This is a genomic window from Amycolatopsis sp. NBRC 101858, assembly GCF_030269325.1.
Taxonomy (GTDB): Bacteria; Actinomycetota; Actinomycetes; order Mycobacteriales; family Pseudonocardiaceae; genus Amycolatopsis; species Amycolatopsis ponsaeliensis.
Map to the genome: position 1 here is coordinate 2,390,072 of NZ_BSTD01000001.1, position 16,742 is coordinate 2,406,813.

A 16,742-nucleotide genomic window follows, 5' to 3' on the forward strand; every position below is an offset into this window, starting at 1 on the left:
CTCCGAACGATCGCCTCGATCCAACCTACTCAGCCACTATATCGCGCCGATACATCGAAGTGGCGAAGCTAACGAGCCTGCTCACTCTGGAGTGGGTGAAATTCACCGGAGAGTTATCGAACGTCCGGCGTGTCCGCACCGGGCCGGGCACCGGCCGCGCTAGGGGGCGTGGACGACACAGGAAGAGCCCGTACTCTGTCCTGGTGATTAACCAGCGGCAGGTCGTGGACTACGCGTTGCAGCGCCGTGCGCTGCTCGCCGAAGTCCGCTCCGGGCGCGTCGGCAGCTACGAAGCCTGCGACGCGAGCCCGTACCTGCTGCGGGCGGCGAAGTTCCACGGCCGGGCCGGTGACCAGCCCTGCCCCATTTGCCGCCAGGAGCCGCTGACCCTGGTGTCCTGGGTCTACGGTGACGAACTCAAGCACGTCGCGGGCTCGGCGAGGTCCCCCGAAGAGCTGGCCAGGATGGCCGGCTTGTTCGCCGAGTTCACCGTGTACGACGTCGAAGTCTGCCGGGCGTGCCACTGGAACCACCTGGTCCGGTCGTACGTCCTCGGTACGGGGGAACCGGCCGACGGTCCGCGAAGGACCGCAGGCCGGTGAGCTGGATCACAACCGCTGAAGAGCGCAGAACGGCGCACTACCGGGTGCCGGTCTGGGAGGCCCATTCGTGAACGACGATCGCAACCGCTCCTGGCCGGGCCAGGAGCCAGATGCACCTCGCCGTGCCCAGCCGGGCCCACGGCCGGAAGACCCCGGCCCCGCCTGGCCCGGCGAAGAAGCCCCCCGCCGGCCACGCGGTGATTCGGCGCAACGCGGCACGCCGCCCCGCGGCAACCCGCGCGGCGGCGGATCGCCCGAGTGGCCCTCCGGCGACGAAGGCGGCCCCCAGTGGCCCGGCGAAGAGCCGGCGCGACGGCCGCAGCGAGCCCGCCAGCAGGGCATGCCCGCGCGGCGGCCGGTCCCGCCACCGCCCGGCCAGCGCCCGCAGCAGGGCCCGCCCGCGTCCCCGCCGGAGGGCTTCCGCCAGCCTCGCGGCGGACGGCCGGTGCCGCCCCCGGGGCGCGAACCCGACCTGATCACCCACCACGCGCACAACGGCACCGACGACTTCGGGCGCGACCCGTACGACGACGGCTACGACGACGCCGCGTTCAACGAGTTCGCCGACGACGTCGAGCCCCAGGACGAGCTCGACGAAAAGGGCAAGAAGGTCCTCACGCCGGCGCAGCGCAAGAAGCGCCGGTGGAAGATCGCCCGGCGGGTGGCGTACGCCTGCGTCGGGCTGTTCTTCGTGGTCCCCGCGATCGCGTTCGTCATCACCTACTTCCTGGTCGACGTGCCGACGCCGGACAGCATCAAGTCGCTGCAGAACCAGCCGATCACCTACTACGACGCCAGCAACCAGGTGATGGGCCGGGAGCTGCCGCCGGGTGGTGACCGCCAGCTGCTCAAGCCGGGCGAGGTGCCCGAGGTCGTCAAGCACGCGGTGTACTCGGCGGAGGACGCGACGTTCGAAACCAACTCGGGCTTCGACGTCACCGGCATCCTGCGCGCGGTCTGGAACCAGGTTTCCGGCGGCCAGGGCGGTGGTTCGACCATCTCCCAGCAGTACATCAAGCAGGCGACGCAGAACGACGCCCCGACGCTGACCCGCAAGTGGACCGAGCTGGCCAAGTCGTTCAAGATGAACAACCAGCAGTCCAAGGAAGAGATCATCACTTCCTACCTGAACATCGTCTACTTCGGCCGCGGCGCGAGCGGCATCCAGGCGGCCGCGAAGGCGTACTTCAACAAGGACGCCAAGGACCTCAACGCGTCCGAGGCTTCGCTGCTGGCCGGCCTGATCCAGGGTCCGGGCCGCTCGGAGAACCAGGACTACGCGCAGCGGCGCTGGGCGTACGTGATGGACCAGATGGTCGCCAACAAGTGGCTGCGCGCCGACGAGCGCGCCACCTTCCAGTACCCGACGCCGATCCCGAAGAACGCCAACAAGGAGCAGAACTCGGGCAAGCTCACCTACCAGGTCCAGCAGCGGATCAAGGACGAGCTGGCGGCCAAGGGCTACGACGAGAACAAGCTGTTCTCCAGCGGCGCCAAGATCTACACGACGATCGACCCGGCGGCCCAGGACGCGGCGGAGAAGGCCGCCGCGGACGGCATGAAGGGCCAGACCGACGAGAACCTGCTGAACGCGCTCGTCGCGGTCGATCCGAAAACCGGCGGTGTCCTCGCCTACTACGGCGGGCCCGAGATCGTGAAGGACGCCAACGGCAAGGACCAGATCGCCCAGGACCGCGCCAACCAGGCGAGAAACCCGGGTTCGTCGGTGAAGGCGTTCGACCTCACGGCGTTCCTCAAGATGGGCAAGGGCCTCGGCGAGACGTTCGACGGCTCGAACAACCGGGTGCTCGGCGGCCGCACGGTCCGGAACGCGGGTGACAGCGCGAGCTGTGGCAAGGACTGCACCGTCGCGAAGGCGATGGAGATCTCGGCGAACACCGTGTTCTACGACATGGTCCTGAACGTGACGAAGCCGTCGCGAGTCGCGGAAGCGGCGAAGGAAGCCGGGGTCAAGGTCTCGCCGAACGGCAAGAGCATCCTCTACACCGACGACAACAACATCTCGCTCGGCGGTGGTGGCACGGCCGTGACGCCGGAGGACATGGCGGCCGCGTACGCGTCGTTCGCCAGTGGCGGCGTCTACCACGAGCAGCACTTCGTCTCGAAGCTGACGAACAACCAGGACGAGGTGGAGTTCGACCAGAACAACATCAAGACCAACCCGGCGTTCGACGACGACGCGGCGAAGAGCCAGCAGATCGCGGGCAACGTCACCGAGGCGCTGGTGCCGGTCATCGACCACTCGAAGCTGAAGTGCCCGAGCGGCCACGAGTGCGCGGGCAAGACCGGTACGCAGCAGTACACGGCGAAGGCCGACGACCCGGCGTCGTACAAGGACCGCAACGCGCAGACGTGGATGGTGGGCTACACACCGTCCGTGTCGGCCGCGGTCTGGGTCGGCGGCGACGGCAACAAGCCGCTGCACGACCCGAAGAACAAGCCGATCTTCGGTGCCACCATCGCCGGTCCGACGTGGCAGAACTTCATGAACCTCTACCTCAAGGGCAAACCGGCGGAGAAGTTCGACAAGGTCCAGGCGATCGGCAAGGACGTCAACGACGTGACGACGACGCAGTCGAAGCCGTCCGACACGCCGAGCATCACCACGACGCCGACGACCCCGGAGTCATCGGAGAGCACCGAGCCGTCGGACACGGAGACGAACACGTCGAAGCCGACCCGCCCGACCCGCCCGGGTCCGGGTGAGACCCCGACCTTCCCGCTCGGCAACACCTCGGGTGGTGGTGGCGGGGTCGCCAAGCCACCGGGCGCCGGGCCCGGCTAGAAACGTCCTCCTTCAGGGCCCTCCGCGAACGCGCGGAGGGCCCTGAAGCGTTTCAGGAAGATCGTTTCAGCAACCCGATCGCCTCACGCGCGTCCCTTCCTAAAGGGGGTGGCGGCTGTCGCTGCCCGCGGTGACTGGAGGACTGCCCGTGCCCGACGATCGATCCCGCTCCTGGCCCGGCCAGGGACCCGATCCGCGCCGTCGCGCACCCCAGGGTCCGTACGGCCAGGGTCCGCGCCGGCCCGTGCCCCCGCCGCCCGGACGGCCGCAGCAGCAGCCGCCGCAGACGCCGCCGCGCGGGTACCGGCCCGAGCCGCCGCCGATGAGCGGCGGTCCCGAGCTGATGACGCACCACGCCTACGAAGAGCCCGACGGCTACGACGACGTCCAGCCGGATGCCGACGGCAAGCCGGTCCTCACGCCGGAGCAGCGCAAGAAGAGACGCTGGAAGATCATCCGGCGGGTCGGCTACGGGTTCGTCGGCGTGTTCTTCGTACTGCCCGCGATCGCGTTCGTCATCACGTACTTCCTGGTCGACGTGCCGTCGCCGACCGAGGTCGCGCAGAACCAGAGCCAGGCGGTGACCTACCTCTACGCCGACGGCTCGCCGATGGGCAAGGACGTCCCGCGCGGCGGCAACCGGGTGCTGCTGACGCCGGAGCAGATCCCCGACGTCATGAAGCACGCGGCGATCGCGACCGAGGACGACTCCTTCGAGACCAACTCCGGCTTCGACGTCGGCGGCCTGCTGCGCGCGGTCTACAACCAGGCCACCGGCGGTACCGGCGGTGGTTCGACGATTTCGCAGCAGTACATCAAGAAGGCCACCGACAACGACGCGCCCACGCTGACGCGCAAGTGGACCGAGCTGGCCAAGTCCTTCAAGATGAACCAGACGTACGAGAAGAAGGACATCATCACCGCGTACCTGAACATCATCTACTTCGGGCGCGGGGCGTACGGGGTCGGCGCGGCGTCGCAGGCTTTCTTCCACAAGGAAGCCAAGGACCTGAGCTTCTCGGAAGCCGCGCTGCTGGCCGGCCTGATCCAGCAGCCGGGCCGGTCGGAGAACCCCAAGGTCGCGCAGGACCGCTGGAACACCGCGCTCGACCGGATGGTGAAGAACAACTACATCTCCGCGGCCGACCGCGCTTCGGCGCAGTTCCCGACACCGATCCCGCTGGAGGACAGCAAGCAGCAGGCCGGCGCGCCGCCCGCGTTCGTCGTCCAGCAGGTGAAGGACGAGCTCGCGGCGCACGACATCCCGGAAGACCGCTACTACTCCGGCGGGTTCCAGGTGCAGACGACGATCGACCCGAAGGCCCAGCAGGCCGCGCAGCAGGCCGCCACCGAGGCGATGAAGGGCCAGGTGGACGACAACCTGCTCAACGCGCTCGTCGCCGTCGACCCCAAGACCGGCGGCGTGCTCGCCTACTACGGCGGCAAGCCGATCGTGCAGGTCAACGGGCAGGACCAGGCCGGGCGCGACTGGGCGGACACGCCGCAGAACCCGGGCTCGTCGATGAAGCCGTTCGACCTCACGGCGTTCCTGAAGATGGGCAAGGGCCTCGACGCGACGTTCGACGGCTCCAACAACCGCACCTTCGACGGCCGCGTCGTGCGCAACGCCGGCCCGGGCTCCAGCTGCTCGACGCAGTGCACCGTCGCCGAAGCGATGGAGCGTTCGGCGAACACGGTGTTCTACGACATGGTCCTCAACCAGACCAAGCAGGGCCCGGTCAAGGACGCGGCACGGGAAGCCGGCGTGAAGACCAAGAACGACGACGGCGGCCAGTCGATCATTTCGACCAAGGACAACAACATCTCCCTCGGCGGTGGCGAAACCCAGATCACGCCGCTGGACATGGCTTCGGCGTACGCGACGTTCGCGGCCAACGGCGAGAAGCGCGACCGCCACTTCGTGCAGAAGGTGACCAACGGGCAGAACGAGGTCGCCTACGAGGCGTCGACCGACGGGAAGTCCGCGTTCGACAGCGACTCGGACAAGAGCAAGCAGATCGCCGGGAACGTCACCGAAGCGCTGAAGCCGGTCATCGGGTTCTCGAAGCTGAAGTGCCCGGCCGGCCACGAGTGCGCCGGCAAGACCGGGACGCAGCAGCACACCAAGGTCGCGGGCGAGCCGTCGTGGGCGGCGAACGCGAACTCGCAGACGTGGATGGTCGGGTACACGCCGTCGGTCTCGGTGGCGGCCTGGGTCGGCGGCGACGGCAACAAGCCGCTGCACGGCAAGAACAACTCGCCGATCTACGGCTCGACCATCGCCGGCCCGATGTGGCAGAAGTTCCTGTCGCTGTACCTGACGGGCAAGCCGGGCGAGAAGTTCGACAAGGTCGACCGCATCGGCGGTGAAGTCCCGCCGCCGCCGTCGTCCGACGTGGCCACGACGACGGACGCGACCCCGACGAACGAGAACCCCGACGAGGGCGACCAAGGCGACAACGGCGACGACAACAACGGTCACAACCAGTCGTCTTCGCCGACGACCACGCCGAAGCACACGAAGACGCCGACGTCGAAGGAAACCCCGACGAAGACCGACGAGCCGGAGAACTAGCCGCCGGGTGAACCACGGTGGGCCGCGGTCCGTGTGCCTTCCGAGAGGACTGCGTCCGCAGCCCACCGTGGAGGACGGCCCGTGAACAACGACCGCACGTCGCCCGGCCGGCGGCCCGACCCACGTCGTCGTCGCGCCCGGCGGCCGGTGCCCCGCGCCGGGCTGCTGGGTACCGAGCCGGAGCTGATCACCCACCACGCGCACAACGGCACCGAACCGGACGCCGATCCGCCGACCGTGCCGATCCTGCGGCCGCGCCCCGGGCAGCCGCCGCGGCGGCCACGCCCGCTCACCGACGGGGACCTGCGGAAACGGCGGTGGCGGCGCATCCGGCGGATCGGGTACGTCGTCGCCGGGCTGTTCTTCGCCGTCCCCGCGATCGCGTTCCTGGTCACCTACTTCGCCGTCGACGTCCCCTCGCCGGAGACGGTCGCGCAGGCACAGGGCCAGGCCGTGACGTACCTCTACCGCGACGGCACCGAGATGGGCAAGGACGTGCCCACCGGCGGCAACCGGCAGATCCTGGCGGCGAACCAGATCCCGGACGTCGTCAAGAAAGCCGTGATCGCCACCGAGGACGCGTCCTTCGAGACCAACTCGGGCTTCGACATCGGCGGCATCCTCCGCGCCGGGTACAACCAGGTCACCGGCGGTTCGGGGGGCGGGTCGACGATTTCGCAGCAGTACATCAAGAACGCTTCCGGCGACGACGACCCGACGCTGGCGCGCAAGTGGGTCGAGCTCGCGAAGTCGTTCAAGATGAACCAGACCTACGAGAAGGCGGACATCATCACCGCCTACCTCAACATCATCTACTTCGGCCGCGGCGCCTACGGGATCCAGGCCGCCGCGCAGGCCTACTTCGGCAAGGACGTCGGGCAGCTCGACTACTCGCAGTCCGCGCTGCTGGCCGGGCTGATCCAGCAGCCGGGCCGCTCGGAGAACACCGCCGTCGCGACGGGCCGGTGGAACACCGCCCTGGACCGGATGCTGAAGAACGGCTACCTGACGCCGGCCCAGCGCGCGGCGGCGAAGTTCCCGACGCCGATCCCGCTGCGGGAGAGCCGGGACGCGGGCGCGCTGAACCCGTTCATCAAGGCCAAGGTCAAGGCCGAACTGGCCGCGCAGGGCATCGACGAGAAGCAGTACTACTCCGGCGGCTTCCAGGTGTTCACGACCATCGACCCGGTCGCCCAGCAGTCGGCCGAGAAGGCCGTGGCCGAGGGGATGGACGGGCAGACCGACGACCGGATCCTCAACGCGCTCGTCGCGGTCGAGCCGAAGTCCGGCGGCGTGCTCGCCTACTACGGCGGCGACGCGATCGTGAAGGGCCCCAACGGCGAGGACCAGGCCGGGCGCGACTGGGCCGACGAACCGCACAACCCGGGTTCGTCGATGAAACCGTTCGACCTGGCGGCGTTCCTGAAGCTCGGCCGCGGCCTCGACGCGCGGTTCGACGGCACGTCACCGCGGACGTTCCCCGGCGTCGACCTGCCGATCCGCAACGCCGGCGACAGCAGCAGCTGCTCGCAGCAGTGCACGGTGGCGGAGGCGATGCAGCGGTCCACGAACACGGTGTTCTACGACATGGTCCTGAACATCACGAAGCCGTCCGGGGTCGCGGAAGCGGCGCAGGAGGCGGGGATCCGGACGTCGGACAACGGCGGCCGCAGCAAGCTGTTCACCGGCGACAACAACATCTCCATCGGCGGCGGCGGAACCCAGGTGACGGCGGCGGACATGGCGTCGGGGTACGCGACGTTCGCGGCGAACGGCGTCCAGCACGACCGCCACTTCGTGCAGAAGGTGACCAACGCGAACGGCGAAACCGCGTACGAAGCCAAGGACCGCTCGGCGGACGCGTTCGCGGACAACGACCCGCAGAAGAACGCCCAGATCGCGGGCAACGTGACGGCCGCCTTGGCGCCGGTCATCCAGTTCTCGAAGCTGAGCTGCCCGGCCGGCCACGAGTGCGCCGGCAAGACCGGCACGCAGCAGCACACCCCGCAGAACGACGAGCCGGCGTCGGCGGCGAACGCGAACTCGCAGACGTGGATGGTGGGCTACACGCCCTCGGTGTCGGCGGCGGTCTGGGTGGGCAGCGACGGCGACAAGGCGTTGCGCGGCCCGACCGGCGCACCGCTGTTCGGCTCGACGCTCGCGGGCCCGATCTGGGACCGGTTCATGCAGCTGTACCTGTCGGGACGGCCGGGCGAGCGCTTCGACCGCGTGGCCGCGATCAGCTCGCCGCAGGACCGGGTCCAGGTGCAGGTCCAGCAGCCGCAACGACCGGACCCGCGCAACCAGCAGGACCCGCGCGGGCAGCAGCAGCCCGGCAACCGGCAGGGGCAGCAGCTGGACCAGTTCCGCCAGCTCCAGCAACGGCTCCAGGAGCTGCAGGACCGGCAGCGGAACCGGAACGGCAACGGGAACGGCAACGGCGGTCAGAACCAGAACGGCGGGGACTCCGGCCAGGCAGGCACCCCGGACCCCGATCCCGGCGGCTGACAGGTCGCCCGTGCTATCTTTTGACCATGCGGTCAGAAAGCAGTACGGGCGACCGGACCTTCACCGAGCAGGCCAGACGGCGGCAGTTCGTCGACTGCGCCATCGAGGTGATCGCCGAGCACGGGTTCGCGCAGGCTTCGCTCGCCCGGATCGCCGCCAAGGCCGGGACCAGCAAAGGCGTCATCTCCTACCACTTCCGGGACAAGGACGAGCTGATCGAGCAGGTGCTGCTCGACATCTACGCCGGCATGGCGGGCTTCATCGGGCCGCGGATGGCGGCCGCCGGGAGTGCGGCCGAAAAGCTCGAGAGCTTCCTCGAAAGCAACCTCGAGTACCTCGCGCGGCACCGGTCGCAGCTGCTCGCGATGCGGCGGATCTGCCCGAACCTGCCCGAGCCCGAAGAGCCCGCCCCGCACGACTCCGCCGTCGCTGACTTCCTTCGAGCGGGCCAGGAGTCCGGCGAGTTCCGGGACTTCGACGTCACGGTCATGGCCGTGACCCTCCGCGCCGCGCTCGACGGGGCGCTCGACGAGTTCGTCGCGCGGCCGGAGCTGGACCTGGCCGCCTACTGCCGTGAGCTCGCCACCTTGTTCACGCAAGCCACCAGGGGGAATCCGTGAGCCATCTGGCCTTCTGCATGCCCGCCGGAGCCGGGCACCTCAACCCGACCCTCGCCGTCGCCGCCGAGCTGACGAAGCGCGGGCACCGGGTCACCTACGCCGCGCCCGAGTTCGTGGGCGACCGGATCCGGGAGACCGGGGCCGAGCTCGTCCCCTACGAGTCGACCTGGGGGAACGTCAAGGAGCCGCCCAAGTTCGACCGCAAGGACCTCGGCCGGGCGATGGCCATGAACCTGCGCGAGACCAAAGCCGTCCTCGCGCAGGTCGAGCAGACGTTCCCCGGCCCGCCGGACCTCGTCGTGCACGACGGGCCGATGGGCTGGTGGGGACGGCTGCTCGCCGCGAAGTGGCAGGTGCCCGCCGTCGTCACCTGGCCGCACCTGGTCAGCAACGACCACTGGAAGCTCGCGCAGTACCTCCCGGTGAACCCGCTGAGCCCGACCCTGCTGCTGGCCATGGCCCGCACCCTGCGGCTCGCGGCCAGGTACGGCGTTCCGGGCACCAGCCTCACCGACGGCGGCGGTTCCGCGGCCCAGCTCGTCTTCCTGCCCCGCGCGTTCCAGTTCGCGGGCGACACCTTCGACGAGCGCTACCACTTCGTCGGCCCCGCCCTCGGCGAACGCGCCTTCCAGGGCGGGTGGACGCCGCCCGCGGACGGGCGCGACGTCGTCTACATCTCCTTCGGCACCGCCTACAACGACCGCGCCGGCTTCTACCGGACCTGCGTCGAGGCCTTCGCCGGTGCCGATCTGCACGTCGTGCTCGCGCACGGGAAGCAGGTCGATCCGGCCTCGCTGGGTCCGGTGCCGGACAACGTCGAGCTCCACGATCAGGTGCCGCAGCTCGACGTCCTGAGGCACGCCAAGGTGTTCGTCACCCACGCCGGGATGGGGTCGACGATGGAGGCGCTCAGCTTCGGCGTCCCGCTGGTCGCCGTCCCGCAGATGGGGGAGCAGCGCGCGAACGCCGACCGGATCGCCGAGCTCGGCCTGGGCCGCCGGCTCGCGCCCGAGGACGTGACACCCGCGAAAATTAAGGAGGCCGTGACGTCGGCGCTGGGGGACACCGGCGTCACGGCCAGTCTGGCGAGGATGCGGCGGGAGATCGAGGAGGCCGGGGGCGCGGAGGCCGCCGCCGACGTCGTCGAGGCCGTCCTCAAAGCTTGATGACGGTTCCTTCCACTCCGGACCGGTGCGCGGCCTCGATCACGCGCAGCGCTTCGACCGACGACTCCGGATCGACCGGGAAGTCGCCTTCGCCGCGCAGCGCGTCGCGCACCTGGGCGTAGAACTGCTCGTAGCGGCCGGTCTCGGTGGGCACCGTCTTGAGGTCGTGGCCGACGCCGATCTTGCCCGCGTCCGACGCGGGCTCGACGCCCCAGCTGTCCTCGCCCGGGCGCAGGCCCGCCTTGATCTGCGGTTCCTGCACGTCGAGGCCGTACTTGGTGAACGTCGCCTGGTCGCCGAGCACGCGGAACCGGGGGTTCAGGGTGCCCGCCAGCGCCGACGCCCACAGGTGCGACCGGACGCCGTTGGCGTGCTTCAACGCGACGAAGACGTCGTCGTCGACCTGGACGCCGGCGCGGCGGCGGTCGGTCTCCGCGTAGACCTGAGTGACCGGGCCGAACAGCTGCAGCGCCTGGTCGACGATGTGCGCGCCGAGGTCGTAGAGCAGGCCGCCGGCCTCGGCCGGGTCGCCGAACTCGCGCCAGTTGTCCTTGGGCTTGGGCACCCAGCGGTCGTAGCGGGACTCGAAGCGGAAGACCTCGCCGAGCTTCCCGGACTCCAGGACCTTCCGGACGGTGAGGAAGTCGGAGTCGAGCCGCCGGTTCTGGAAGACCGTCAGGCCGACGCCCGCCGCCTTCGCCGCGGCGACGACCTGCTCGGCCTCCAGCGCGGTCGGCGCGAACGGCTTGTCGACGACCACCGGGAGGCCGGCCTCGATCGCCCGCAGCGCGAGCGGGACGTGCGTGCGGTTGGGCGTGCTGACCACGACGAGGTCGAGGTCGCCGGCCCGCTCGAACAGCGCGTCGGCGTCCGGCACGATCTCCGCGCCGGGGTGGTCGGTGCGCGCCTGGACGGCGTTGCCCGAGGTCGTGATCACCGCCGGCGTCAGCCCGGGCGTCGCCGCCACCAGCGGTGCGTGGAACACGCGACCGCCGATGCCGTACCCGAGGATGCCCACGCGCAAGTCACTCATGCGGCCCATTAAACAACACTGTTGCGTAATTGACCAGGCGTGGGAAGATCCTGTCCATGGCGGACACCGGGAGGAACCTGCGCAACGTGCGCGAGCACAACCGCGCCCTCCTGCTCACGCACATCCTGCGCGCCGGCGGCCTCAGCCGCGTGGAGCTCGCCGAACGCACCGGGCTCACCCAGCAGGCCGTCTCCAAGATCGTGCCCGAACTCCTCGACGCCGGCCTGCTGGACGAGCAGCGCCAGCCGTCGACGGGGGTCGGCAAGCCCCGCACGCAGCTGACCGTCCGCGCGGGCGCGCGCCACGCGCTCGGCGCCCGCCTCGACCGCGACGAGTACCGCGTGCTGCGCACCAACCTCATCGGCGAGGTCGAGGAGACGGCCGGCGGCCCGCTCCCGGCCGGTTTCACCCCCGAACAAGCCGTCGAGGCCATCGGCGCCACCGCGCTCGAGCTCGCCGACGGCTTCGACGTGCTGGGGCTCGGGCTCGGCGCGGTCGGCCCGCTGGACCACCTCGCCGGCCTGGTCCGCGACGCGACGAACATGCCCGGCTGGCACGAGGTCCCCCTGCGCGACCTGCTCGAGAAGCGCACCGGCCTGCCGGTGACGCTCGACAAGAACACCAACTCCGCCGCCTTCGCCCGGCTCTGGCCGCACGGCGACCCGACGGCGACCGCGGTGGTGCTCGTCGGCACCGGGATCGGTGTCGGCCTGCTCATCGACGGACGGCTCTACCGCGGCCCGCGGACCAACGCGGGTGAGTTCGGGCACACCACGATCGCCTACGACGGCCCCGTCTGCGCGTGCGGGCGGCGGGGCTGCGTCGAGATCATGGCCAAGCAGGCACCCGACACGCGGACCGCCGCGGGCTTCCTCGGGATCGGGCTCGCGGACCTCGTGCAGGTGCTCGACCTGGAGCGGATCGTGCTGGCCGGACGCGCTGTGCGGGACGAACCGGGCACGTACCGTGACGCCGTTTCGGAGCGGCTCGAGGAGCTGCTTCCCCTGCCGCACTGGCAGCGCATCGAGGTCGTCGAAGACGCCGGCGGCGAGGAGCTCGTCACGCGCGGAGCCGCCGCCGAGGTCCTGGCCTCGTACTACGCGAATCCGGCATGATCACCGCCTTCACCTCGGTGGCGGGCGAACCCCGCTAACATCCGCACTCGTGCCAGAGGAGACCACGCGCGAGCCGGACCCCGGCCCCGTGACGCTGAGCCGTGCCGACCGTGTCGTCCCGAGCTGGGACGAGCCCCTCGCGGCGGCGGTCACCAGACCCATCGGCGGCCCGCTCGGCGAGCACGCGGCGGTCGGCAGGCACTGGTTCTGGTCGCCGCAGCGCGTCGGCCTGCTGCTGGCCACGCTCGCGCTGATGCTCTGCTGGTTCGGCAAGGGCTCGTGCATCCAGCAGTACCAGGACTCCAGCGGCGCCACCCAGCTCGACTGGCGCGCGGGCCGCCCGTTCGTCGCGATGTGCTACTCCGACATCGTGCCGCTCTACAGCTCCGAGCGGCTCGACCGGCCGGGCACCTTCCCGTACTACACGTCGTGGAAGGAGAGCTCGCAGACCGCGGAGAACGACACCCGCTACATGGAGTACCCGGTGTTCACCGGCCTCTTCCAGTGGGCGAACGCGAAGCTCGCGGCGGGCTGGGAGAACGTCGCCGAGAGCGGCTGGCTGCCCGGGGGGCTGCCGGTCGCGGTCTACTTCGACCTCACCGCGCTCTTCCTGGCGATCGCCTGGCTGGTCACCGTCTGGGCGACCGGGCGGACGATGAAACGCCGGCCGTGGGACATGGTGCTGGTGGCGGCCTCGCCCCTGGTGCTGGTGCACGCGTTCACCAACTTCGACGCGATCGCGACCGCGTTCACCGCGACCGGCCTGCTGGCCTGGGCGCGCAAGCGGCCCCTGCTCGCCGGGCTCCTGCTCGGCCTGGGCGCGACGGCGAAGCTCTACCCGTTGTTCCTGCTCGGCGTGCTGTTCGTGCTGTGCCTGCGGGCGGGGAAGCTGACGCCGTTCTGGAAGACCGCGGCCGCCACCGTCCTGACGTGGCTGGCGGTGAACGCGCCGTTCATCCTCACCGCGACCCGCGGCTGGTGGGAGTTCTTCCGGATGAACACGCTGCGGCCGATGGACCCGGACTCGCTCTACAACGTCATCTCCTACGCCACGGGCTGGACCGGCCTCGACGGCGTGCTGCAGAAGAACCAGACGCCGACGTACCTGAACCTCACGGTGGCCGTGCTGTTCCTGGCCTGCTGCGCGGGCATCGCCTACCTCGCGCTCGCGGCGCCGCGCCGGCCGCGCGTCGGCCAGCTCGCGTTCCTCGTCGTGGCCGCGTTCCTGCTGACGAACAAGGTGTGGAGCCCGCAGTACTCGCTGTGGCTGGTGCCGCTGGCGGTGCTGGCGATCCCGCGCTGGCGGCTGCTGCTCGGCTGGATGCTCATCGACGCGCTGGTCTGGGTGCCGCGGATGTTCTACTACCTCGGCGTCGACCACAAGGGCCTGCCGGAAGGCTGGTTCCTCGGCACGGTCGTGGTCCGCGATCTCGCCGTCGTCGCGCTGTGCGTGCTGGTGGTGCGCGAGATCTACCGCCCGGGCACCGACCTGGTCCGGCTCGCCGGCGACGACGACCCGGCCGGCGGCTTCCTCGACGGCGCCCGGGACGCGATCGTCCCGAACGCCGTCCGGCGCCGCCGCAAGACCGTGGCCGCCTAACCCAGCTGTTCGCGCAGGTAGGCGATGTCGGCCGCCTGGCCGTCGGCGGGGGTCTCGACGATGACCGGCGCGCCGGCCTCGCGGGCGACGGCGACCAGCGCCTCGGGGTCGATCGTCCCTTCGCCCTTGACGACGTTCGCGTGCCGGTCGCGGGTCGAGCCGAACTCGTCGCGGGAGTTGTTGAGGTGCACCAGGTCGATCCGGCCGGTGATGGCCTTGACCTTCTCGACGGCGGTCGCGAGGTCCCAGCCTGCGGCGAACGCGTGGCAGGTGTCCAGGCAGAACCCGGCGCCGAACTCGCCGACCTTGTCCCACAGCCGGGCGATGACCTCGAGGTCGCGGGTGATCGCGTTCTCGCCGCCGGCGGTGTTCTCGATCAGGATCGGGACCTTGAAGCCGCCCTTCTCCTGCTCGCGCTCGAAGAGCTTGCGCCAGTTGTCCAGGCCGACCTCGACGTCGTCGTTGTCGCCGACGTGCCCGCCGTGCACGATCAGGCCTTTGGCGCCGATCGCTGCCGCACCGTCCGCGTGCTGCGTGACGTTCTTACGGGATGGGATCCGGATCCGGTTGTTCAGCGAAGCCACGTTGATGAGGTAGGGAGAGTGGATGAACACCTCGACGGGGTCGGCCGCGATGGCCTCGCCGTGGGGGTGTGGCTTCGGGGCCTTCCAGCCCTGCGGGTCCGAAAGGAAGAACTGGACGACGTCGGCTTTGCGCTCGGCGACCGCGGTCAACGGGTCGTCGTCACGGACATGGGCGCCAATCAGCATGCCGAGCAGGCTACTCCGGGTGCTTCTTTCCCCTGTGGGACCGGTTGGTGACGCTCGTGGAGTACCGTGAGCGCGTTCCGTGATCCAGATTGGTCCGACTGCCGGAGGGCATCGATGGGGAAGCAGTTCACCCGGATCACCGCACTGGGTTTCACTTTCGCCGCTTCGGCCGCGTTGATCGCGCCGGGTATCGCGAGCGCCGACCCCAGCCCGACCCTCGGCGGCGACTGCTCGGCCACCCTGCAGAACGGCCAGGCCCGCGACGCGAAAACCGGCCTCGTGCTGGACGCCGGCGCCCCGCTGAACGCCCCGGACCGGCTGACCGTCGGCCTCGACTCCAGCGCGAAGAACACGAACGGCTCGAACCCGCTGCTCACGCTGCCGGTGGGCGACACGGTGCGGGCGCTCGGCATCGGCGACGTGCCGGTGGTCGGCGACGCGGCGGCGAAGGCCGTCTGCCCGGCCGCGCAGGGCGTCGTGAACACCGTCGGCGGCGTGACGCAGGGCGTGGTGAGCGAACTGCCCCCGGTACTGCCGCCGCCCCCGCCCGGCCAGGACCCGACGCCGCCCCCGCAGACCCCGCCGGGGCAGACCCCGCCCGGCGACAGCACCGGCCCGGTGACCACCGGTCCGGGCGGCGCGGGACTGCCGGGCGACGCGATTTCGGGCATCTACAGCAACTCGGCCCTGCTGCCCGGCAGCCTGATCCAGGCGCCGGTGATCGCGCAGATCATCCCCGGCCAGCAGGTCCCGACGGTCGACGAGCAGAAGTCCGGCACGGCCGAGGCGCTCCCGGGCGTCACGCCGCCGGCGAAGCTGCCGATGCTGCTCGCGGTGCTGGCGCTGGCGATCGTCGCCGCGGCCCTCGTCCGCGCGTGGATCCGCCGCAACCCGGCCTGATCTCACCGACGGTGACGCCCTTCCACTCGAATGCCGGACATTTCTGAACGAGCGGGCGTCACCGCGCTGCCTTAACGTCGTTGTCCTGGGTAGAGGTAACGAGGCAAAGGGCGGCGAGCATGCAGGGTCGGACACGGAGGGCAACGGCGGTCGGAGCGACGGCGTTCGTGCTCGCGGGTTCGGCTGTGCTCGGCATGCCCGGCACAGCCTCCGCCGACACGATCACCGCCAAGTGCGGCGACACGGTCACCGCGAAGCCCGGCGACGTCATTTCCACGCCGTTCGGCCTGAAGACGGTCACCGACGGGTTGACCAGCCTGGTCGGCGGCCTGCTCGGCGGACTCTGCAAGGTCACCGTGAACATCGTGGACACGGTCGTCGCCCCGGTTCCCGTGGTCGGCGCGCCCGCGGCGAGCGCCGTGAACGGCGCGGTCGCCGGCACCACCAACGGCATCACCAAGGCAACCGGCGATGTCGGAAGCGCACTCAGCGGCGGCGGTCAGCCCGCGCCCCAGCAGCCCGGCTCGGGCGGCAACCCGCAGCAGCCGCCGTCCGGTGGGACCGGGGGCGCGCCGCAGGGTGGGACCCCGGCGGGCACCACTCCGATCCCCGAGGCGAACAGCCCGCTGCTGCCCGGCTTCTCGAGCAGCCCGGTGTTCGACGGTTTCCCGTTCACCACCGGCACGGGTTACGCACCGATGCGGGACTACAGCGGCATCCCGTTCGCGACGGCCGGGCTGTTCACGCCGTCGCCCGCGATCCGGTACGGCAGCCAGATCCCGGGTTACGCGCCGCAGTACGGCCTCACCGGGCCCGACCAGAACGCGGCGGCCGGCAACTCCGGCATCCAGACGGCGGGTCAGGCCGAAGCGCTGCCGTCCGCGTCCGACGGGTTCACGGACGGGTCGAACCTGCCGCTGCTGATCGCGGTGCTGGCACTCTCCGGAGTCAGCGCGGGCCTCGTGCGGACGTGGGTGCTCCGCCGAATGGCCGCTGCGAATTGACCCGACTGCCGAGTATCTTTCACGTATCTTCTTCGTTGACCCT

The 16,742-nt window shown here is 70.3% G+C and carries 12 protein-coding genes; 10 read left to right on the top strand and 2 right to left on the bottom strand.

All coding sequences use genetic code 11. From position 1 onward, the window contains the following. The first annotated feature begins 203 nt into the window (after nt 1-203). The 6 genes from QSK39_RS11665 (at nt 204) to QSK39_RS11690 (ending at nt 10,277) form a co-directional block, all read left to right on the top strand. Complete coding sequence (locus tag QSK39_RS11665) at nt 204-602, top strand: DUF5318 domain-containing protein (protein ID WP_285477623.1); 399 nt, start codon at nt 204-206, stop codon at nt 600-602. Between the two features lie 340 nt (nt 603-942). Further along, on the top strand, nt 943-3,408 hold the full coding sequence (locus QSK39_RS11670; protein ID WP_502873258.1) for a transglycosylase domain-containing protein: 2,466 nt from the start codon (nt 943-945) through the stop codon (nt 3,406-3,408). A 148-nt stretch (nt 3,409-3,556) separates the two neighbouring features. After that, the gene (locus QSK39_RS11675; protein WP_502873259.1) at nt 3,557-5,983 is read left to right on the top strand and encodes a transglycosylase domain-containing protein; all 2,427 of its coding nucleotides are present in this window, start codon (nt 3,557-3,559) and stop codon (nt 5,981-5,983) included. 81 nt (nt 5,984-6,064) lie between these two features. Then, entirely contained in the window at nt 6,065-8,491 is a 2,427-nt protein-coding gene (locus tag QSK39_RS11680) for a transglycosylase domain-containing protein (RefSeq protein ID WP_285477625.1), read from the top strand. A 26-nt stretch (nt 8,492-8,517) separates the two neighbouring features. Further along, entirely contained in the window at nt 8,518-9,111 is a 594-nt protein-coding gene (locus QSK39_RS11685) for a TetR/AcrR family transcriptional regulator (protein ID WP_285477626.1), read from the top strand. Further along, on the top strand, nt 9,108-10,277 hold the full coding sequence (locus QSK39_RS11690; RefSeq protein WP_285477627.1) for a macrolide family glycosyltransferase: 1,170 nt from the start codon (nt 9,108-9,110) through the stop codon (nt 10,275-10,277). The genes QSK39_RS11685 and QSK39_RS11690 overlap by 4 nt, the downstream gene beginning before the upstream one ends. Here QSK39_RS11690 and QSK39_RS11695 read toward each other — a convergent pair. Beyond that, nucleotides 10,267-11,310, bottom strand: coding sequence for a Gfo/Idh/MocA family oxidoreductase (locus QSK39_RS11695; protein WP_285477628.1), 1,044 nt, complete (start codon nt 11,308-11,310; stop codon nt 10,267-10,269). The genes QSK39_RS11690 and QSK39_RS11695 overlap by 11 nt on opposite strands. 56 nt (nt 11,311-11,366) lie before the next feature. On the opposite strand from QSK39_RS11695, the gene QSK39_RS11700 reads away from it, so the two are divergent. Continuing rightward, the gene (locus QSK39_RS11700) at nt 11,367-12,425 is read left to right on the top strand and encodes an ROK family transcriptional regulator (RefSeq protein ID WP_285477999.1); all 1,059 of its coding nucleotides are present in this window, start codon (nt 11,367-11,369) and stop codon (nt 12,423-12,425) included. 49 nt (nt 12,426-12,474) lie between these two features. Beyond that, complete coding sequence (locus QSK39_RS11705; protein ID WP_285477629.1) at nt 12,475-14,025, top strand: glycosyltransferase family 87 protein; 1,551 nt, start codon at nt 12,475-12,477, stop codon at nt 14,023-14,025. Here the strand turns inward: QSK39_RS11705 and QSK39_RS11710 are convergent. Beyond that, nucleotides 14,022-14,795, bottom strand: a complete 774-nt coding sequence (locus tag QSK39_RS11710; protein WP_285477630.1) for a deoxyribonuclease IV — start codon at nt 14,793-14,795, stop codon at nt 14,022-14,024. The genes QSK39_RS11705 and QSK39_RS11710 overlap by 4 nt on opposite strands. 114 nt (nt 14,796-14,909) lie before the next feature. Between QSK39_RS11710 and QSK39_RS11715 the strand changes: the two genes are divergently transcribed. Both QSK39_RS11715 and QSK39_RS11720 read left to right on the top strand, forming a co-directional pair. Next, on the top strand, nt 14,910-15,695 hold the full coding sequence (locus tag QSK39_RS11715; RefSeq protein WP_285477631.1) for a hypothetical protein: 786 nt from the start codon (nt 14,910-14,912) through the stop codon (nt 15,693-15,695). A 119-nt stretch (nt 15,696-15,814) separates the two neighbouring features. Next, complete coding sequence (locus QSK39_RS11720) at nt 15,815-16,699, top strand: hypothetical protein (RefSeq protein WP_285477632.1); 885 nt, start codon at nt 15,815-15,817, stop codon at nt 16,697-16,699. Nucleotides 16,700-16,742 lie beyond the last annotated feature (43 nt).